Annotated in this window: 14 protein-coding genes; 9 read left to right on the forward strand and 5 right to left on the reverse strand. The window is 44.8% G+C overall.

The window, feature by feature from the left end:
• Positions 1–10 precede the first annotated feature (10 nt).
• Positions 11–1,192 (forward strand): 2-methylaconitate cis-trans isomerase PrpF, encoded by a 1,182-nt coding sequence (prpF, locus tag ACYX4W_RS18590; protein WP_476074171.1) that lies wholly within the window; start codon positions 11–13, stop codon positions 1,190–1,192.
• A 129-nt stretch (positions 1,193–1,321) separates the two neighbouring features.
• On the forward strand, positions 1,322–2,572 hold the full coding sequence (locus ACYX4W_RS18595; RefSeq protein ID WP_474805260.1) for a diguanylate cyclase: 1,251 nt from the start codon (positions 1,322–1,324) through the stop codon (positions 2,570–2,572).
• A gap of 16 nt (positions 2,573–2,588) precedes the next feature.
• On the opposite strand, the gene ACYX4W_RS18600 is transcribed toward ACYX4W_RS18595, so the two are convergent.
• From ACYX4W_RS18600 to ACYX4W_RS18620, 5 genes are all read right to left on the reverse strand, one after another.
• Complete coding sequence (locus ACYX4W_RS18600) at positions 2,589–4,166, reverse strand: sodium:solute symporter family transporter (protein WP_476074172.1); 1,578 nt, start codon at positions 4,164–4,166, stop codon at positions 2,589–2,591.
• Between the two features lie 128 nt (positions 4,167–4,294).
• Positions 4,295–5,986 carry a PH domain-containing protein gene (locus tag ACYX4W_RS18605; RefSeq protein ID WP_476074173.1) on the reverse strand — a complete coding sequence of 564 codons (1,692 nt, stop codon included), beginning with the start codon at positions 5,984–5,986 and terminating at the stop codon, positions 4,295–4,297.
• Entirely contained in the window at positions 5,986–6,540 is a 555-nt protein-coding gene (locus ACYX4W_RS18610; protein ID WP_476075502.1) for a PH domain-containing protein, read from the reverse strand. The genes ACYX4W_RS18605 and ACYX4W_RS18610 overlap by 1 nt, the downstream gene beginning before the upstream one ends.
• 172 nt (positions 6,541–6,712) lie before the next feature.
• Complete coding sequence (arcB, locus tag ACYX4W_RS18615; protein WP_474805257.1) at positions 6,713–9,067, reverse strand: aerobic respiration two-component sensor histidine kinase ArcB; 2,355 nt, start codon at positions 9,065–9,067, stop codon at positions 6,713–6,715.
• Between the two features lie 98 nt (positions 9,068–9,165).
• The gene (locus tag ACYX4W_RS18620; RefSeq protein ID WP_476074174.1) at positions 9,166–10,101 is read right to left on the reverse strand and encodes an N-acetylmuramoyl-L-alanine amidase; all 936 of its coding nucleotides are present in this window, start codon (positions 10,099–10,101) and stop codon (positions 9,166–9,168) included.
• 647 nt (positions 10,102–10,748) lie between these two features.
• Between ACYX4W_RS18620 and gltB the strand changes: the two genes are divergently transcribed.
• The 7 genes from gltB (at position 10,749) to ACYX4W_RS18655 (ending at position 20,802) form a co-directional block, all read left to right on the forward strand.
• Entirely contained in the window at positions 10,749–15,215 is a 4,467-nt protein-coding gene (gene gltB, locus ACYX4W_RS18625; RefSeq protein WP_476074175.1) for a glutamate synthase large subunit, read from the forward strand.
• A 13-nt stretch (positions 15,216–15,228) separates the two neighbouring features.
• Complete coding sequence (locus ACYX4W_RS18630; protein WP_476074176.1) at positions 15,229–16,644, forward strand: FAD-dependent oxidoreductase; 1,416 nt, start codon at positions 15,229–15,231, stop codon at positions 16,642–16,644.
• Between the two features lie 196 nt (positions 16,645–16,840).
• A complete protein-coding gene (locus tag ACYX4W_RS18635) occupies positions 16,841–17,284 on the forward strand; it encodes a hypothetical protein (RefSeq protein ID WP_474805254.1) in 444 nt (147 codons plus the stop codon).
• A 207-nt stretch (positions 17,285–17,491) separates the two neighbouring features.
• Positions 17,492–18,079 (forward strand): DUF2726 domain-containing protein, encoded by a 588-nt coding sequence (locus tag ACYX4W_RS18640; protein WP_269916726.1) that lies wholly within the window; start codon positions 17,492–17,494, stop codon positions 18,077–18,079.
• A 167-nt stretch (positions 18,080–18,246) separates the two neighbouring features.
• Complete coding sequence (locus ACYX4W_RS18645; protein WP_476074177.1) at positions 18,247–18,948, forward strand: 5'-methylthioadenosine/adenosylhomocysteine nucleosidase; 702 nt, start codon at positions 18,247–18,249, stop codon at positions 18,946–18,948.
• Position 18,949: 1 nt separating this feature from the next.
• Positions 18,950–19,897 (forward strand): cobalamin biosynthesis protein CobD/CbiB, encoded by a 948-nt coding sequence (locus tag ACYX4W_RS18650; RefSeq protein ID WP_476074178.1) that lies wholly within the window; start codon positions 18,950–18,952, stop codon positions 19,895–19,897.
• Complete coding sequence (locus ACYX4W_RS18655) at positions 19,894–20,802, forward strand: cobalamin-binding protein (protein WP_476074179.1); 909 nt, start codon at positions 19,894–19,896, stop codon at positions 20,800–20,802. The genes ACYX4W_RS18650 and ACYX4W_RS18655 overlap by 4 nt, the downstream gene beginning before the upstream one ends.
• Positions 20,803–20,826: the final 24 nt, after the last annotated feature.

Consider the following 20,826-nt stretch of genomic DNA (forward strand, 5'->3'; position numbering starts at 1 on the left):
AGGAAAAAGCATGACAAAGTATGCGCCACAACTTCGAGTACCGGCTACCTACATGCGTGGCGGTACCAGTAAAGGTGTGTTTTTTAATTTATCTGACTTGCCAGAGGCAGCACAAAAGCCGGGTCCGGCGCGCGATGCCCTACTTCTTCGTGTCATCGGAAGCCCAGATCCATACGGTAAACAAACCGACGGCATGGGCGGTGCTACCTCAAGCACCAGCAAAACAGTGATCTTAAGCAAAAGTGAACGTGAAGGTTACGATGTCGACTACCTGTTTGGACAAGTGGCTATCGACAAACCTTTTGTAGACTGGAGCGGAAACTGCGGAAATCTTACCGCAGCGGTTGGTGCTTTTGCTATCAGCAATGGCTTAGTTGATGAAAGTAAGATTCCGGAAAACGGCATTGCCACCGTCAACATTTGGCAGGCGAATATTAACAAAGCCATTATTGCAAAAGTACCAATGACTAATGGTGAAGTACAAGAAACGGGCGACTTTGAGCTAGACGGCGTTACTTTCCCAGCCGCAGAAGTAGAAGTGGCCTTTGTTGACCCAGCCGACGGTGAAGGCGCTATTTTCCCTACTGGACGCTTAGTCGACACACTGGAAGTCCCAGGCGTAGGTTCACTTCAGGCGACTATGATAAACGCGGGTATTCCGACTATTTTTATTAATGCGGAAGATCTTGGCTACACAGGCACTGAGCTGCAGGACGACATTAACAGTGATGCAGAGGCGCTTTCGAAGTTCGAAGCCATTCGTGCACACGGCGCGGTTCAAATGGGGCTAATCAAAGATGTCAGTGAAGCTGCAAACAGGCAGCATACACCTAAGGTTGCGTTTGTCGCCTCTCCGAGAGGTTATAAAGCGTCAAGCGGCAAAGATATATTAGGTTCCGACATAGACGTACTAGTACGCGCGCTTTCTATGGGGAAACTTCACCACGCCATGATGGGCACAGCAGCAGTAGCTATTGCCGCCGCTGCTGCCATTCCAGGAACCTTGGTGAATATAGCCGCAGGAGGTGAAGACAGAGAATCGGTGACTTTTGGCCACCCATCCGGAACGCTTCGAGTAGGCGCTAAAGCCACTTTTGAAAACGACAAGTGGAAAATCGAGCAAGCTGTAATGAGCAGAAGCGCCCGTGTTTTGATGGAAGGTAAGGTGCGCGTTCCCGTTGAGCAAAGTTAGTAGCGCCTTTCTAACCAATGCAATATAAGAAAAACCTTATTTAGACATAAGTATGAAACGCCCTCTCATTGAGGGCTTTTTTATATTTTATTGGTTATTATCATAAGTTAAATGCCTTGAGTAAATCACATGTATAAAGTTCTTGTAGTAGAAGACAGCTTAACTGTCCGAAAGATAGTAAACAAACTCATTGAGGATAACCCTCACTTTACCTGTGATCTTTGTGAAGACCTCGCTGAAGCCCGAAGTGCGCTTGAGAGCGATACCGAATACTTGGCAGCTATCGTCGACTTGAATCTTCCCGATGCTCCGAATGGCGAGAGCGTTGAGCTCGCGCTTTCTTACAACGTTCCAACTATCGTGCTAACTGGGAACTTTGACGAGTTCACTCGAGCCCAATTATTAGATCAAGGCGTACTGGACTACATTACAAAAGAATCTCGTTACTCATACCTTCAAGTTTCTAAATTAGTTGATCGCCTGCGGAAAAACCTAACGACTAAAGTTCTTGTTGTAGAAGATTCAAAAACGAGCCGCAATCACATTTGTTCATTACTTCGCAAATTCCAGTTTCAGGTGCATGAGGCCAACGACGGTCTTGAAGCGCTTGAGGTGCTGGAAAACCATCGCGATATCAAAATGGTGATCGCAGATCATAGAATGCCTAATATGGATGGCTATGAGCTAGTTAAAACGATTAGACACGAAAGGCGGATGCAAGACTTAGTTTTTATTGGCCTTTCAGCCACCGGCGACAGCGTGCTCACTTCTAAGTTTATTAAAAGCGGTGCTAATGACTTTTTATCTAAGCCGTTTTATCACGAAGAATTTTACTGCCGTGTAATGCAAAACCTTGAATCCCAAGAAATGATTCAAACCATTCGTAACTCGGCGAACTTAGACGCATTGACGAAAGTGTATAATCGCCGTTTTCTACACGAAAAAGCGGAGGAGCTTTTCGCCAATAGTACGTCTAGAAAAGACGTTATTGTATCTATGATTGATGCTGACAACTTTAAAAGCGTGAACGATACGTATGGCCACAAAACTGGCGACATGTTATTGCAGGAGTTCGCAGCGTTACTGAAAGATTACTTTCCTGACGACCTAATTGTGCGCTACGGCGGCGAAGAGTTTACGGTGGTATCGGTGAGGCCGCCTAAGGTGTATTTATCGGCGCTTTCAGCATTTATGGATGCAGTTCGCACTACGCTCTTTACCAGCCACAAATTTAACATTACGTGCAGTATCGGTGTGAGTACTGAAGAGCACAAATGTTTAGAGTCGCAGCTAGAAAAAGCCGACGCGCGTTTGTATAAAGCTAAACATGCCGGCAAAGATCAGATTATTCTTAGGGATGCAGTTGCACAAACTGCTTAAGCTTAAAATGTCAACGCTACTGCAGCCACCCTGGTATCAAATAACAGAAAACCACCAGTAAGCCGAAATAGCTTACTAACAAGGCGGCAATGGTTTTGTTTTTCAGTGCATTGCCTTCATTCTCTCGACGGGCATTGCTAGTGTTAGCTTTATCGCTAGGAACAAGCACCGAAAAAATAACCGCAGGTAACATTGTTCCCAAAAACCCTGTGACGTTCCACCAAAACCAGAATACGCCCTCTACAAAAAATGCGAAGCTTAGATTTGTTGCAACACCACATAAAAGCGCGAGGTTAACGTGCTTTGTATCTACTTTTTTAGTCAAAATACCAAGTAAAAAAACAGACAACACAGGACCGAAAAAGACTGAGCCCACCTTATTCACTGCTTCTATTACAGTGGGCGCTATGTCGCCGGCATTGAGCGAAAGCAACAAAATGATCACGCCCCATATCAATCCCGCGAGTTTAGCGCTGCGAAGGTAGCCTTCAGGTTTGGACTGCCTTCCCGTTAACTTGAAAAAATCTTCCAGTGATACTGCTGCGAGAGAATTTATTGCTGAGCTTAACGATGACATGGCGGCAGCAAGTATAGCGACGACTAACAAGCCTATAAGTCCGTGGGGCAAGTAGTTAAGAATAAATACTGGCATTAGCCAGTCTGGATTATCTTTGGGAATTTGAGATAACAAGTCGCCATCGTTGAACGCCAAAGTGCCAACCACTAAACCAGCTAAACAATAAAGAAGCGTAATTGGAAACCTAAATATTCCATTAGCTAACATCATCTTTTTAAGATCGTTTTCGGACTGAGCGGATAATGCTCGCTGCGCTTCAGATTGATCGCATCCATAATAGGAGGCATAAAGTATTACACCTCCTAACACCATGGGTAAAAAACCAAAACTATCGCCGTCGAAGCCTAGTGAGGAGAAGTTAATGGTCGATACCCGCTCACTGGGGAGGAGTTGCATAAAGGCGTCCCAGCCACCCAGTGCATTAAGACCAAACGCGATACAAACAGCGGTGCCCATCACGATAACGATCATTTGAACAGCGTCACCGTAAACGACCGCTTTCATACCGCCCTGTAAGGAATACAAAAGCGTAATAACACCAATTAGCAATATCGCCTGTGTAGCTGATACTTGCATCGTTCCTTGCAAGATAATAGACAAGGCGTAAACCATTATCCCGGTGGCGAACGCTCTACTGAATTGAAACACAATACTAATAAAAATACGCGTGGAGGTGGAAAAGCGGCGTTCAAGGTAGTCGTATATACTCACTACGCCACTTCGATACAGGGTTGGCAATACAACAGTAGCGAGTAACAGCATTGCTAAAGGCACAGCAAGTTCGTAAGAAAGCCAAATTAGCCCGCCCCCCTCGCGAAACCCAACAAACGCCGGAGCCGAAATAAAACTAACCGCTGAAAGTTGAGTCGCCATGATGGACAGCAATAGCGGCTTCCAACTTAAGCTTCTGCCAGCTAAAAAGTAGTCTTTCTTCGACTGCTGTCCTCGCAGACTAAAACCAATGATAAGTAAGATAATGAGGTAGATCGCAATAACACTGTAATCAAGAATATCCATATAGACGCAGGGTTGTGTAACTTAATCCCTACCTTTACACAAACTCGCGCTATTTGCATAAAAAAACAGCGTATAAAAACAGTACTTAAAACAGTGAATAGATAATTGCGCTATAGAAGTGCCTTACATTACATCCAAGACCTTCTGGTAGACTCCACTTCAAACAGCACACTATCTGCTAATTTATCGACGTATTCCTCTGGTAAAAACGGTACCGTCACCGCGCCTGAGGCCAGCACAAATTTTATCGTGGCAAGCTTATTACGCTTCATAAACACGCTTTGCTTAATAATCACTTGCTGTACTTTATAAGGTTCGAAACACTGATAATCGACACCTATACGACCTCGTCTTATATACACATATTTGTTATCGTAAGCTATTCCCCATCGCCACCATCTAAGTGTCAGCAAAAGCGCAACAGAGATAAAAATAGTAACTGCGCCAATCATAATGTCTAAATGGGAAGTGACGGCTCCCAGTGTGAAAAAACCAAAAACTGGCAACGCCCATGCTGCAAGCAACCAAAAGCTTATAAAGCGTTTGCTGATAACCTGATAAGGCTGACCACGTAAATCGCAACCAGGCATAACCTCTTGGCTAAGTTCAAAGGCTTCATTTTCAGTGACCGATGGCACAATAAGTTTATTTGGCGACATCAATTCTTGCATTTGCTGCCCAGCCGTAGAGTTCTGCTCAAAATACAAATTCACCCGCTTTAGTATTTTATCCAGCCAGTCTTGCTTCGCTGTAATCATTTGAATACGCGATGCACGCATACTTACTTCCAGCTTATTCAGTAAGCCGCTGCGACGGATATATCTGTCTCCCGATCGTGAAAGCGTGTAGCCATAGAACGTGAAAAGCGCGCCGCCTACGCTAAGTAGCGCCACTAACGCCATTAGCATCATTAGTATGACGAAGGCATACAGTCCAAACTGCCACCAAGCGACTGTTTGTTCACCGACCAACTGATTAAGCTGTAAGCCCTTATCAGCCAACCACTCTGACACAACCCCAAACACATCGTCATAAAAAGGCGCTGCTGCACCCAGTATGATCCAAACTCGATTGTTAGTGATGCCGTGAATAATAATGTCTTTGACAGACCGACGATTTAATACTTCTTCACTTGTATGGGCGTTACTTGCCGCTTTATCACTCATGCTTTTTGTACGTGAAATCGAACTTCCGTCAGCCAATTCACTATCAGAAAGGTTCTCACCAGTTAGTTCATCTATATCGCCCACGTCATGATGAGCTTTTTCATACAGCACCTGCTTCTTCAGTGCTTCAGCATAGTCTTGAGGCACCGCCACTATTTTTGCTTCTTCTTTACCGCTTCCTGCGGTATCAAGCACCACTAACGCATACCCAAACGGGCGATAATAGAAAGGGCGTTCTATTTTAACGTTTTGAATACGCCACAAAGGCAAGTTGGTATAGCGGCGCTGAAACACACCATGATGAATTTCGACGTGTTGGTTGTGCACACGAAACTTGTACATAAGAAAGCTTATTACGCCGCTACTACTAGTAGATAAAAACAGGATCCCGGCACCAATTAGCACTTCAGGCGACAGCAAGTTATCCCAAATATTAAACGATATGGCTAACGCGGGAATGGTGTAGATAAGTACTTGTGCCGAGGCGGAAAAATTACGAATGGTAAAGTACAGAATAGAAATAAGAGAAAGGCGCTGCCACTCATCACCCGTTTCTACCTTTAATGTCGGTGCTTGCACAGCAGCATCAGGTTTTATCTCATGTGACAGATTATGTTCTGACGCTTCGTTTGAGGACGTTTCTGATACCGACATTAGCGAGCACCAATATCTTTGTGAGCAAGTATAAATTCACGTAACTGCTCAGCCCTTTCAATACTTAGCCCGGGTATTTCAAAGGTGTGCATTTCACCGCCAGCCGAAAATACTTGAAGAGAAGCAAGACCCGCCCATCTATCAAACGGCCCGCGGTTAACTTCAACGTGCTGAACACGTAATATAGGCTGACACGAAAGCTTTCTAAAAATGAGCCCAGACTGTTTACTAATATCTTGCTCTCGTATTGCATAAAATATGCGGACATCAGCAAAGAAGTGGTACAGCGCCCACACGCTGCCTAAAGCGACGATACCTGCGATAACATATGGATAAGCGTGTAGTAACCCTTCTGGTAGTGACCAAAAGTTTTGTACTCGTAGTCCGGTGGCGATGCCTATTAGCACTAAAGCTATCAATCCAATTGAGAAAATATTCAGCGCTCGGTACTTTTTAGAAATAGGCAGTAACGCGAGCGTTTGAAGTGAGGGAATCTCGTCAACGCTTAACTGATCGTTTGAAAATACGGTTTCTTGTTGTGCGCTTATTGTCATCACATTAATTCCTTTTACCACTGAATAGATATAAAAAGCCTTCCGCCTTTTTGAGAGCCATTTAGCTACGTAGCAACGCTGTTCTTAACGTCTACTCTACCGCTATTTTTATAACAAAAAAGAGGGCAAGCCCTCTTTTTAACATTACAAATCAAAGAGCGCGTTGCGCTGACTAGTCGTCAACCTGTTGTTCGTTTAACCAATCGTGCAGCGCCTTCATGTCGTGTTGAACCGCCATTTGAAGCTCTTCTACCCAATCGTGCACGTTCTCCCACCACGTTGGGTGATCACCTTGTTGGATTTGATTAGCGATACGTTGTACGCGAGCCAAGCCTACAGAGCCAGCTGCACCTTTAATTTTGTGAGCCTGTGAGCACACTTCGGACTTTTCATCAGCGCTTAGGCTAAGCTGCAGTATTTCCATGTATTCAGGCATTTTTTCTTGGAATACTTTAACGCTAGCGCGCACCATCTCATCCCCTATGGTATCTACCAACATCTGCAATAAGTCCATATCTAAAATGTTACTTAATGTTTTAGTTGGTTCAGGGCGCTCTACTTCGCCGTCAACTTCTAGCGGAGCTGGAGGTGCATGGAACAGCTCGTTGAACACCTCAATTACCCGAGACTTCTTGATTGGCTTTGCAATCACATCGTCCATACCGTTTTCTAAATATTCATCACGCTTTTTAATTACGTTAGCCGTTAGCGCCACAATAGGCGTCTGCATGACCAAGTCTTCTTCAATAATAGTGCTCGCCACATCGAACCCAGTCATATCAGGCAGCTGAATGTCGAGCAGGATAAGGTCGTATTGGTTCTCCCTTACCTTATCAATAGCTTCTTGGCCCGTCATTGCAACATCAACCTTTTGCCCAAGCTTCTCAAGCAAGGCTTTGGCAACCATAACGTTCAGCTCAATATCTTCTACCAACAAGATATTAAGCCCCGTCACTTGAAGCTGTGCGACCTTCATTGGGCTGTTAGAGATTTGCACTGGCAGTACAATCTCAAAACGGGTGCCTTTACCCACGCTACTAGAAACGTGAATTTCACCTTTCATTAAATCGACCATTTGCTTACAAATAGCCAGACCGATACCTGTGCCTGTGGCTGACTGATGATCGGGGTGATCGACTTGGTAATACATAGCAAAAATCTTATCGATTTCGCTTTCAGGAATACCCACGCCGGTATCTTCAATAATGAAGGTAACGTATGCCTTATCACCATCAGGTTTCGTTGATGATACTGATAAACTCACGTGCCCCTTTTGTGTGAACTTCACTGCGTTAAACAATATATTCCACAAAATTTGGCGAAGACGGGTACCGTCAATTTCCACTAAACGGGGTAACGGCTCATTAATCGTCGTTTTTAGTTCAAGCTGTTTATCTGCCGCTAGCAGTCGAATAATACTGCTTAATTCTTCTGTGAAATCTTTTAGCGAAATCGTTTTAAGGCTTAGCTCTAGTTTATCTCTGTCTAATTTGTCGAGATCAATAATATCGTTGAAGATATTACCTAATGTAATAGCACTAGCGTAAATAGTACTTACCCAGCTAAATTGCTCATCGCTTAATTCGGTATCACGCAGCATGCGGCTTAGGCCTACAATACCGTTCAATGGGGTACGAAGTTCATGACTGATGGTCGCTATAAAGCGCGTCTTATCGGTGCTTGCTTTCGCCGCAGCGTTTTCGGCTTGTTTACGTTCCGTCATATCTCGACCGAAAGACAATAAACCTAAACGATTACCTTCTTTGTCGAAGAAAGGTACGCGCTTCATTTCAAAGTAGCGACGACGGCCGTCAGCGAAACGGAGCCACAACTCTTCTGTGATACTTGCGTTGGTTTCTAATACTTCATGGTCGCTTGCTACAATTTGGCGGGCTAACTCTTCTTCGTATACATCTTTTGGCGTCAACCCAAGCAACTCTTGCTCGGTTTTGCCCGTCATTAACTCGGCAATGCGGTTACAGCCTGCAAATCGACCCTCCTCATTGCGGTAGTAAATTAAGTCAGGCGACGCATCAATGATAGAGCGCAATAGCGTGGACAAACGTCGCGCTTGAGCCTCTTGCTCAGATTTGTCTTGAATTTCTCTTTCTAAATCTTTGAACAGAGCTTCTCGCTCTTCCTGCGCCTGTTTACGCTGTTCAATTTCATGATTAAGCTGACGAATATTGCTCTGTAGTTCTCGGTTAAGAAATACGTCTTCTTCACGTAAGCTTTCTAATTGGCTAACAACTTCTTTTAAGTTGGTACGCGAATTCTCTAGCTGCTTTATTAATTCACTGAAGAAGTAGAGTACCCAAGGCGCAGATAGCATCGTGAGAATGACTGCACTTATGAAATCGTCAGGTTGAACTTGGCTTCCCATACTCACGCGTATCACGTAAGAACCGCCTAGCGTGAACACCAGCGAAAGAACAACAAACAAAATGCTGAGCTTTAGAGTGCCAAAACGCTGAACAAATTGAGCAAAGCGGATTGCCCAAGAATCGTTTGGTGAATCTGAATGCATGTACGTCTAATCTAATCTTATTTTGCCTGTATCCTATCAGGCTTTAATCACTTCGGGAATGCGGTTTGTTGTAGCAAAGCGATGACACCACTTCACGATCACGATTTAAACGGCGACTTTTCCGTAACTTCGTGAATAAATGAGGTGTTTACCCATCCGACTTTAGTAAAAGATACTTTCGCCCAATCGCCCTGCCTCTCTAGTACTTTTAATATTTCTCCTTTATTTAAACCATTATCAATAATGGGAAATGAAGTGCCAGGCCCTTTTCTAACATTAAGCGCATTTGCACTCACATTCGCAATTTTCTTTATGGGGCTAGTTATGTCACGTCGGAATTGGTCGTGGGCTTCTCGCTGTGAATTGGTGTTATTTGAATCAGTTTCCCAAACGTTACTGTCGGGATGTAATGCGAGTTCTTTAAATTTTTGTAAGGGAAAGGCGGGGCCGGGGTCTACTTTACGCGAGGGCGCAATCTCTTCATGCCCTACAATGGTAGAAATTTGGTAGTGCTCACACAGTGCTTTACACAAGGTAAGGGTTCGCGAAATTTGAATATCAGAATACTTATGCCAATAGCCAGTGGCATGCTGGTTTTTCTTTTTAGCTTCGAATACTTCTTTTTTTTCAAATACTTTACCGAACCAACTCTCATAAGTGCCGTCACTTCTTTCTTTAAGTTGGCCTGCATTATCTAGTTCAATACCTATTGAATATTGGTTTAATCCGCTACGCCCTTCGAAATGGCTTTCCCCTGCATGCCATGCAATCTTATTGGTTGGCAACATTTGTACTATATTGCCACTGCGTCCCACGGCAAAGTGAGCCGACACGCCACTGCCTGGCCTGGTTAATACATTAACTGACGACGCTAGGCTACTGCCTGCGGTGAAGTGTATGACGATAGTGTCAGGAAAACCCTGCTCAAAAAGCCCTGAGCTATTGGGAGAAGGCGTAAAACTTACGTCTTCGCCGGTTATTATATGGTCGTTAATAATAAAGGTGCTGTTGGGGCTTGCCTGTAATGCAGTCATTCGATAGTCCTCACTGACCTGGTAGCATGAGCTTTCAGTGAATTTTTATTCTTTAACTAACGCTAATGCGTTCGTGGAAATTACACGAATGTCCTATCAAGTGAGACACAACCTTACATACGAATAATTTTTAACCAATATAGCAAACTACTTATATTAGTGGAACCGTAACTTTACGATTTAATAAAAATACAAACAAAAGGCATTTGACAACATAAAACGACACCATGAGAGCATAATTATTCACTTTAAAAAAGCGAATGAGAACCAATACCATTTACGCAACTAAAATTTATCATTTTTATCCGCTGATAACATTTTTGTTACAAACCTAAAAGTTCAACTGCAAATCTATGATTTTAATAAACTTATTTATATTTATACCAATTCTCTATAAACCTCGAATTTTTAGCGTTTGATTTTATTTTTCAATGTGGGTATTTTGTACGGCCCGCACAGCAATAATGCATAAACATGCGGAAAAGACTGGAATCCTCTAATAATAAATAACGACAAGAAAGGCGCATGCCGCGAGCAATACCGCTCGCAGGTTTAAAAGACGTCTAATAATGTTGTGATACGCAAACCTAGGCGCATCTACACGCAACGCATACCTTGCCCAGTCAAAAGGTTGAAGGAGTTAAGAGATGAGTTTATATAATCCCAATGATTCCCGGGACAACTGTGGGTTTGGCTTAATTGCTCACACTCATGGGGAAGCCAGTCACGAATTGGTAACTACTGCTATACACGGTCTTGACCGTATGCAGCATCGTGGCGGTATCGCCGCCGACGGGAAAACCGGTGACGGCTGTGGTTTATTACTACAGAAACCGGATGCGTTCTTCCATGCAATCGCCGAAGAAAATGGCTGGAAACTCAGCAAAAAATACGGCGTGGGCATGATTTTCTTAAGTCAGGACCCAGTACTTGCGCAAACTGCGCGTGAAGTACTTAATGAAGAACTTGAAAAAGAAACACTTTCAGTAGTGGGTTGGCGCGAAGTGCCTGTCGACCGCTCAGTACTGGGTGAATTAGCGCTTACAGGCGTTCCACAGATTGAACAGGTTTTTGTGAACGCTCCTGCGGGCTGGAGAAAACGCGACCTAGAGCGTCGTTTGTATATGATCCGTCGCCGCGCTGAAAAACGTCTTGAAAAAGATCCCGATTTTTACGTAGCTTGTTTATCAGGCTTGGTAACTATCTATAAAGGCTTGGTAATGCCAAAAGATTTACCCGCCTTTTATCACGATCTTGCCGATGAGCGTATGCAAAGCGCAATCTGCGTTTTCCACCAACGCTTTTCAACGAATACACTACCACGCTGGCCGCTAGCCCAACCTTTCCGTTTCCTTGCGCATAATGGTGAAATTAACACTATTAAAGGTAACCGCGATTGGGCGATGGCTCGTGCTGCTAAGTTTTCAACGCCGCTTATCCCCGACCTTAAAGATGCCGCACCTTTTGTAAATACTGAAGGTTCAGACTCATCGTCACTGGATAACATGCTGGAACTATTCTTAGCCGGTGGTATGGATTTATTCCGCGCCATGCGCTTGCTTGTTCCACCTGCATATCAAAATAACAAAACCATGGATGATGACCTTCGTGCATTCTACGAGTTTAACTCGATGCACATGGAACCATGGGATGGCCCTGCCGGCATCGTATTAACGAATGGCCGTCACGTTGCCTGTAACCTAGATAGAAATGGCCTACGTCCAGCACGTTACGTTATCACCAAAAACGGGTTTATTACTCTTGCCTCAGAAGTGGGTATTTGGGACTACGAGCAAGCTGACGTTATTGAGAAAGGCCGTGTAGGTCCTGGTGAAATGCTTGCTGTAGATACTTATACAGGCAAAATCTGGCGTTCTACAGAAATTGATGACGACTTAAAAGCGCGTCATCCATATAAAGAGTGGCTAGAAAAACACATTCGTCGTTTGACTCCAATCGAGCAGCTTGATGCCTCGCTAATTGGCAAACGCGTGTTTGACGATGATGCCATGGCGGTATATCACAAGCTACACGCCTACAGCTACGAAGAAATTCAGCAAGTGGTTAAAGTGCTTGCAAAAGACGGTCAAGAAGCCGTTGGTTCAATGGGTGACGACACCCCAATGGCGGTTATGTCATCGCGCCAGCGTACTGTTTACGATTACTTCCGTCAGCAATTTGCACAGGTTACTAACCCGCCTATCGACCCGCTACGTGAAAACCACGTTATGTCGTTAGCAACCTGTATTGGCCGCGAGCAAAACGTCTTTAGCGAAACTTCAGGTTACGCTGACCGCGTGTTGTTCGACTCGCCTGTATTAATGTATACCGATCTTAAGCAGCTGCGTGAATTTAACCCTGACAACTACTATTCAGAGGTTGTAGAGCTTCAATACGCACCGCAAGAAGGTTTAAAGAAAGCCATCGAGCGCGTGTGTAACGAAGTAGAAATGCTGGTTAAGAACAAGCGTGCAGCATTCGTTATTCTGTCTGACAGAAACATTAAGCAAAACCGCTTGGTTATTCCAGCAGCAATGGCGGTAGGTGCGGTACAGCGCCGTCTCGTTGAAAAGTCATTGCGCTGTGACGCGAACGTTGTTGTTGAAACAGCAAGTGCCCGCGACCCGCATCACTTTGCCGTGTTGATTGGTTTAGGTGCTACTGCGGTTTACCCATTCCTAGCATACGAAACCATTGAGCAGCTTTGCGAAAAAGGTGAGCTGGATATTTCTCCTATGCAGGCCACGTTGAACTACCGTAAGGGTATCAACAAAGGCTTGTATAAGATTATGTCTAAGATGGGTATTAGCACCGTTGCTAGCTACCGTAGCTCTAAGCTATTTGAAGCGGTGGGCGTAAACAATGAAGTAATGAACCTTTGCTTTAAAGGTGTGACTTCACGCATTCAAGGTGCGGGCTTTGATGATTTCCATCAAGACCTTGTGAACCTTAACCGTATTGCATGGCTTAAGCGTAAGTCTGTCGATCACGGCGGCTTGCTTAAATACGTTCACGGTGGCGAATATCACGCGTATAACCCAGACGTAGTGAGTACGCTTCAAAAGGCTGTGGTGTCAGGTAACTACGATGACTATCAGCAATATGCCAAGCTTGTTAACGACCGTGCGCCAGCACACATTCGCGACTTGCTAGCTATTAACCCTGATTGCGACCCTATTGATGTTAGCGAAGTAGAGGCAGCGGAGAACTTATTCCCGCGCTTTGATACCGCAGCCATGTCAATTGGTGCACTAAGCCCTGAAGCGCACGAAGCGCTGGCTATTGCCATGAACCGCTTAGGCGGTCAGTCTAACTCGGGTGAAGGTGGCGAACACCCTTCTCGTTTTGGTACTGAAAAGAATTCTAAAATTAAGCAGGTTGCGTCAGGTCGCTTCGGTGTAACACCTCACTATTTGGTAAACGCTAACGTTATTCAGATAAAAGTAGCGCAAGGTGCTAAACCAGGTGAAGGTGGTCAGCTTCCTGGTGATAAAGTAAATAAGTACATCGCACAGCTTCGTTTCTCTGTACCAGGTGTAACCCTTATTTCACCACCACCGCACCACGATATCTATTCAATTGAAGATTTGGCTCAGCTAATTTTCGATTTGAAACAGGTTAATCCAACGGCACTTATATCGGTTAAGCTGGTATCTGAGCCTGGTGTAGGCACCATTGCAACAGGTGTAGCAAAAGCTTATGCCGACCTTATTACCGTTTCAGGCTACGACGGCGGTACAGGAGCAAGCCCATTAACGTCTGTTAAGTACGCCGGTAGTCCGTTCGAACTAGGCCTATCTGAAACGCAACAAGCCCTAATTGAAAACGGCTTGCGTCATAAAGTACGCGTTCAAACCGACGGTGGTTTGAAGACCGGTCTTGACGTAGTTAAGGCAGGTATTTTAGGTGCTGAGAGCTTTGGTTTTGGTACAGGCCCAATGGTAGCGCTTGGTTGTAAATACTTACGAATTTGCCACTTAAACAACTGTGCGACCGGTGTAGCAACGCAAGATCAAAAGCTGCGTGACGATCACTTTATTGGCTTACCTGACATGGTGATGAACTACTTCAAGTTTATCGCTCAGGAAGTACGTGAGATCATGGCGTCTATGGGTGTGGCTAAGTTCGACGACTTAGTTGGCCGCACAGAGCTACTTAAAGTGCTAGACGGCATTACTGCTAAACAAAATCGCTTGGACCTGTCGCCACTACTTGCGCAGCCTAAAGCGGGCGACCACACTCGCCTATTTTGTTCGCAAACCACTAACGCGCCTATCGATAAAGGCGAGTTAAATGCTCAGATGCTTAAAGATGCTCAGCAAGCTGTGGTAGATGGTGAGTCAATTACCCTCAAATACCCAGTACGCAATACAGACCGCTCTGTAGGCGCTCTGCTATCAGGTGAAATTGCTAAACATCACGGTAATCACGACTTTGAAGATACACCTATAAAGGTTGAACTTACCGGTACAGCGGGCCAGAGCTTTGGCGTATGGAACGCTGGCGGCCTACATATGCATCTTGAAGGCGATGCCAACGATTACGTAGGTAAAGGTATGACTGGCGGTAAGCTTGTTATCCACCCGCCGCGCGATATCTCGTATGACGCCCACGATAGTGCCATTATGGGTAACACCTGCCTTTACGGCGCAACTGGCGGTAAGTTGTTTGCTGCTGGCCGCGCTGGTGAACGTTTTGGGGTACGTAACTCAGGTGCTATTGCAGTAGTTGAAGGCATTGGTGATAACGGCTGTGAATATATGACAGGCGGTATCGTGGCAGTTCTTGGTCCGGTTGGTGTGAATTTCGGCGCAGGTATGACAGGTGGTTTTGCTTATCTTATGGATGATGGCGACGACCTTGATAACCGCGTAAATGCCGAACTAGTCGATGTAATGCCAATTGAAGATAAAGCGATTCTTGCTGAACACTTACGTGGCTTAATCAATCAGCATTACGAAGAAACAGGAAGCGAGCACTCGTTGTCGCTGCTTACTGATTTCGCCGCAACGCTGAAACGCTTCAAGCTTATTAAGCCCAAAACCAGTGATGTGAAAAACCTGCTTGGTCACATCAGTCGTTCAAGTGCTGAATTACGCATTCAGGCTCAGTAGGAGGATTTAGTTTATGGCAAAGAACGTATATCAATTTGTCGATGTTGAACGTATTGATCCGCCTAAAAAGCCGATCATGGTACGTAAACATGAGTTCGCGGAAATTTATCAGCCGCTAAGCCAATCTCAAACCGAAGGCCAAGCAGATCGCTGCTTGGACTGCGGTAACCCATACTGTGAATGGAAGTGCCCTGTGCACAACTACATTCCCCAATGGTTAAGCTTGGCAAATGAAGGCCGTATTCTAGAAGCGGCAGAACTTTCTCATAAAACCAACAGCTTGCCGGAAGTATGTGGTCGCGTATGCCCGCAGGACAGACTTTGCGAAGGTGCGTGTACGCTGAATGACGATTTTGGTGCTGTTACCATCGGTAGTATTGAAAAATACATTACCGATACGGCATTCAAAATGGGCTGGCGCCCAGATATGTCTGACGTGGTATGGACCGACAAGAAAGTGGCGATTGTAGGTGCAGGCCCTGCGGGTCTTGCATGTGCTGATATTCTCGTTCGCAACGGCGTTAAACCTGTTGTTTACGATAAATACGAAGAAATTGGTGGCCTACTTACATTTGGTATTCCGTCTTTTAAATTAGAGAAAGACGTAATTAAGCTACGCCGCCAAATTTTTACCGAGATGGGTGTTGAGTTCGTACTCAATACCGAAATTGGTAAAGACATCCAGTTCCAGGATTTGCTTGATAAATACGATGCAGTATTTCTGGGCATGGGTACGTACAAGTCGATGCAAGGTGGTTTCGATAACGAACACGTTGAAGGCGTATATGACGCACTTCCTTTCCTTATCGCCAACACCAACCGCGTAATGGGTCTTGAAAAAGACCCTGCTGACTTTGTTGACATGAAAGGCAAGCGTGTTGTTGTGCTAGGTGGTGGTGATACCACTATGGACTGTGTACGCACCTCTATTCGTCAAGAAGCTGCGCAAGTAACCTGTGCGTATCGTCGTGACGAAGAAAGTATGCCTGGTTCACGCCGCGAAGTAGTTAACGCTAAAGAAGAGGGTGTTGAATTCAAATTCAATCTACAGCCTCTTGATATAGCCGTTGATGAAAACGGAAAAGCCTGTGGCGTTAAGTTCGTAAAAACAGAAATGGGGCCGCCAGATGTAAATGGTCGCCGCCGCCCTGTTGAAGTAGAAGGTTCTGAACACGTACTTGAAGCAGATGCAGTTATCATTGCATTTGGTTTCCAACCAAGCCCTGCACCATGGTTTGCCGATTTCGGCATTATGCTTGATGAGAAAGGTCGTGTACGCGCGCCTTCTGCTGGTAAGTTTGCCTTCCAAACCTCACACCCTCAAGTTTTTGCTGGTGGTGATATGGTGCGTGGTAGTGACCTGGTTGTTACCGCTATCGACGAAGGCCGTAAGGCTGCCGAAGGTATCATGGATTATATTGGCGTTTAACCTTCGCGAATATTCCTGGTCATTAAAAGCTCGATAGCCTCGCTATCGAGCTTTTTTGTTTTACACGCCACAGAAGATACGAAAAGCTCTACTTACATACCTTAATAGACCAAGGTTTAGTTGAAGCAAAAGCGCAACGCCTCTAGTATCGTAACAAGGAATTAAGAATATCGCCCACTGGATGAAGAACCTACCTATGAAGCACGTCAACACTAAGAAGCTTTTATTTTGTTTAGCATTAGCCTCAGGAAGTGCCTGTTTTGCAGACACTCTTTCAGTAGATTCTTCGTCGAACGCCCAAGTTAATGAGCAAAAAGTTAACCAGGGTGCGATGCCGTCTTTAAGCCAACCTTCTATTGTGTCGTGCCCCGCCGAGTTCCAGCAGGTGAAAATATCTAATGATGCAAGACAGTGCCAAGCCTTCGAAAAAGACACGTCGGCAGTTATGGTTTATCACTCACCACGCTCCCCAAGTGAGATACTTAGCGAATACCAAGGCGCTCACCCACTACTTAAGCCCCATCCAGCTATTAGAGGCCGTACATTATTGTCCTCTCAAGATAATGCCGTAAGGGTAGTTATAAGCCCTGACAATGCCGGTTCTCAGGTTGATATTCTAGTCACCTCAAAAAATCAATAAATACATCGTAGAAATTTGCCAACAAAGCTAATGTTGGCACCCGCTTTGCAATTTCATCAATAACTACTTCATGACAGCAATAAGCGTCATTTTTATGACGCCTATGCCGTAAACGAAGCTAATGCCGCTAAGCTATATACACCGGGCTAGGCTGACCTTCAGTTACTCATGTCATGACTTTTTCTATTGATATTTGCGAGGGTTACGATGGAATTGGCAATTATTTTAATGATGTTACTTATAGTCGTTGCACTAGGTGCCATAAAGTTGTCAGACGGTGGAGTGGCATTTCCATTTAGGCGGAAAGCACAACTATTCACTCCGGTAGAGCATACTTTTTTAAACCTTATTGAACAGGCCATGGGTCGAGAGTTTAGAATAGTGTGCCGCGTACGTCTTAATGACCTTGTATCAGTACGTCAATCAACCAACAAGAAGACAGCAAGCCAAGCGCTTAGCAGAGCATCTAGCAGACAACTCGACTTTGTACTGGTCGATAAACAAGATATGAGCCCTGTTATGGCTATCGATTTGGTTCACAGCCAAGGGAAAGAAGGCTATAAAACGCAAAAAGATTGGTTTGTAACGGGCGCTTTAGATGCTGCAGGCCTTCCGCACGCAAGGATTAAAGTTAAATCTGGCTACACGGTTGACGATATTCGCGAGTGCTTGGAAAACAAACTGATTCCTTATCGCCGTTTACAAAATAAAATGGCACAGCTACCTACGCACAACCCAGAACCACCCAAGCGCCCTACCCGTCCTGTGCGTTCAAGCAGACCAGCTGCCGCCTGATACGGTTAATTAGAGCTTCCCCTAGCCTTTGTTACTTTGCTGTTTTCTTACTCTCAAATAGCGGTAACAAAGGCATTTTTCTGTCAGTTTCTCTATTTTCCTTATACAATTAGTGCATTCAATAGCGTGTTCACGCTTTTAACTCTCTTAACACCCTCGGTAATGTTATGAAAAAAATTGGTATTTTAGGTGCAATGGATGAAGAAGTTGCGCTACTTAAAGCATCGCTTTGGAACGTAAAAGAAACAAAGTGGAAACACCTTACATTTTATGAAGGCACACTCAACGACATTGAAGTGGTGTTGGTTAAATGCGGCATTGGTAAGGTGGCAGCGGCTATCGCTACCACTGTATTGATTGAGCAGTACGCTCCTGATGCAGTTGTTAATACAGGCTCTGCAGGTGGTTTCGACAAGAACCTGAATATTGGTGACTTAGTGATAGCAAGTCACGTTATTCACCACGACGCCGATTTAACCCATTTTGGTTACAAGCTGGGTCAATGTGCAGGTATGCCTGAAGATTTTCGCTGTGATACCGCATTAATGGAAACAGCGCGTAGTGCAGCTGCAGAGATTTCATCATTGCAATCGACAACGGGCTTGATTTGCACCGGTGATGCTTTTATCGGGAGCGATGAAGCGGTGGCGGAATTACGTGAAAACTTCCCCGATATGAAAGCGGTGGAAATGGAAGGCGCAGCTATCGGTCAAACCTGTCATATGCTTGATACACCGTTTCTTGTGATTCGCTCGTTATCTGATATCGCTGGAAAAACATCGTCAGTAAGCTTCAAAGAATATTTAGACACTGCTGCTAAGCATTCTGCACAGCTAGTTATGGCGATGATCAAGGCCCTCGCAAAATAATATGACAGAGGTAATTAGCGACCCGCAATATCAGTCGCTATTGGTACTTTGGCTGGCTATTGCCGTAGATGCCTTGTGGCGTTGGCCCCAAAGTACTCACCCCCTAACGCTTATGCGCTACCTCGTTTTGCAAATGGGGCGTAAGGTAGTGCCATCACGAGACTTCGGTCCATCTCAGCACTACATTTCGGGTTCGTTAGCCGCACTAGTCTTACTTGCGCCTTTAGTAGTTTGTATCGCCATTTTAGTATATATGGCCCAGTACCCCGTTTTCTTTGAAGCCATTATTCTTGTCGTGCTGCTCGATTTTGGCTACCAGCGCCAGCAGTATAAAAAAGTACTGGCAAGTGTAGGTAGAAACAAAAAGTCTCTTGCCCGAGAAATGGTCCAAACCATTACCGCACGACAATGTAACTCTTTAACAGATATCGGTATTGCTAAAGCAGCGATTGAGTCGCTTTGGCTTAAATTTCTTTACCTGTATTGCGGCGTTATTTTTTACTTTGTGGTTGCAGGGCCAATAGGTGCACTGATCTATCGGTTACTTTTGCTTACATCGTGGCAATGGCACTACCGCACGCCTGGTATGGCACTCTTTGCGAAACCTGTTCGTAAACTGGTTTATTTACTTTCCCTTCCACCCGCTGCTATTGGCGGCCTTATAACTTTGTTAATTAGCCATCCCGTAAAAGGCATTAGCGCTATAAAACGCTCACCAGTAAAAGATAAGACGTCACTACTTCTGGCGCTTATGGGTGGTGTACTAGATGTAAAACTGGGGGGCCCTGCCATTTATGCCAATAAGAAAATCCGATATGCCCGCGTAGGAGGCATAAATGACGTTAAGTATTCTCACATGTTAAAAGCTAAAAACACGGTTACTTTGGCAATGATAGCAACGAGTGCATTTGCATCTTTAACCCTGTTTGCCATGGCCGTTGCCCTATGAAAATATTGCGCGCACTAAGCGCTTTTTCTTTTTTTCTGCTGTGCTCAATGCCTATTTGCGCACATGCCAACAAAGCAACAGAGCCTACCGTCGGGACAAGAAAAATTACCAACGAAGAGCAACTTCCTTCCGGCGGTTTAAATGAACAATTGGATGCGGAACCTTCCGACTTAAAAATAATTAGCCTTGCTCCACACCTTACAGAATGGGCATTTAGTTTAGGTTTGGGTTCAAACCTTGTAGGTGTAAGTGACTACAGTGACTATCCAGAACCAGCCAAGAGTATTCAACGGATAGCCGACTTTCAAGGTGCTGACATTGCGGCAATAGTGGCGTTAGAACCAGATTTAATACTTGCTTGGGACGGAGGTAACAAACCTCAGGATATACATAAACTTTCTTCAATGGGGCTTAATGTATTTACCAGCAAGGTTGGAAATATCACAGATATTGCTAGTGAAATAAAAAGGCTTGGTGCACTTACTAACACGCCAAAAAAAGCCACCCAGCTCGCCAATGATTTTCTCAGCGAGTTAAAAAACCTAATACAAAAATACGATAAGAAGCCACGTAAATCAGTGTTTTACTATTCATGGACGGCGCCACTTATGACTATTGGCCCCAATGCATGGGGAAATAAACTATTAAATGTTTGCGGGGCACAAACGCTATTTCACGATAGCCCGATAGATTACCCTCAAGTAGCGGTTAAAGACGTGCTAGTTCGCCAACCTCATGCACTCATTGCCGCCTCCAAGAGTCCACACGAAGACCTAGAAGTATTCTGGCGCGCTCATCGCGGGTTTCTTGATGCACCGCTTATTGTGGTCGACCCGGATGTCACTAGCCGCTTTTCACTACGATTAATAAATGAACTAAAATCATTATGTGAAGGTATTAAATAAAACGCATAAGCGTTATACTTAAGT

This window comes from Alteromonas sp. ABH4_454 (genome assembly GCF_056311775.1).

Excerpts from the sequence above, each read along its gene's own strand:
- prpF (WP_476074171.1), top strand. The coding sequence starts at position 11 with ATGACAAAGTATGCGCCACAACTTCGAGTACCGGCTACCTACATGCGT.
- arcB (WP_474805257.1), bottom strand. The coding sequence starts at position 9,067 with ATGCATTCAGATTCACCAAACGATTCTTGGGCAATCCGCTTTGCTCAA.
- ACYX4W_RS18635 (WP_474805254.1), top strand. The coding sequence starts at position 16,841 with ATGAAGCACGTCAACACTAAGAAGCTTTTATTTTGTTTAGCATTAGCC.
- ACYX4W_RS18600 (WP_476074172.1), bottom strand. The coding sequence starts at position 4,166 with ATGGATATTCTTGATTACAGTGTTATTGCGATCTACCTCATTATCTTA.
- ACYX4W_RS18645 (WP_476074177.1), top strand. The coding sequence starts at position 18,247 with ATGAAAAAAATTGGTATTTTAGGTGCAATGGATGAAGAAGTTGCGCTA.
- ACYX4W_RS18610 (WP_476075502.1), bottom strand. The coding sequence starts at position 6,540 with ATGACAATAAGCGCACAACAAGAAACCGTATTTTCAAACGATCAGTTA.
- ACYX4W_RS18655 (WP_476074179.1), top strand. The coding sequence starts at position 19,894 with ATGAAAATATTGCGCGCACTAAGCGCTTTTTCTTTTTTTCTGCTGTGC.
- ACYX4W_RS18605 (WP_476074173.1), bottom strand. The coding sequence starts at position 5,986 with ATGTCGGTATCAGAAACGTCCTCAAACGAAGCGTCAGAACATAATCTG.
- ACYX4W_RS18620 (WP_476074174.1), bottom strand. The coding sequence starts at position 10,101 with ATGACTGCATTACAGGCAAGCCCCAACAGCACCTTTATTATTAACGAC.
- ACYX4W_RS18650 (WP_476074178.1), top strand. The coding sequence starts at position 18,950 with ATGACAGAGGTAATTAGCGACCCGCAATATCAGTCGCTATTGGTACTT.
- gltB (WP_476074175.1), top strand. The coding sequence starts at position 10,749 with ATGAGTTTATATAATCCCAATGATTCCCGGGACAACTGTGGGTTTGGC.
- ACYX4W_RS18640 (WP_269916726.1), top strand. The coding sequence starts at position 17,492 with ATGGAATTGGCAATTATTTTAATGATGTTACTTATAGTCGTTGCACTA.
- ACYX4W_RS18595 (WP_474805260.1), top strand. The coding sequence starts at position 1,322 with ATGTATAAAGTTCTTGTAGTAGAAGACAGCTTAACTGTCCGAAAGATA.
- ACYX4W_RS18630 (WP_476074176.1), top strand. The coding sequence starts at position 15,229 with ATGGCAAAGAACGTATATCAATTTGTCGATGTTGAACGTATTGATCCG.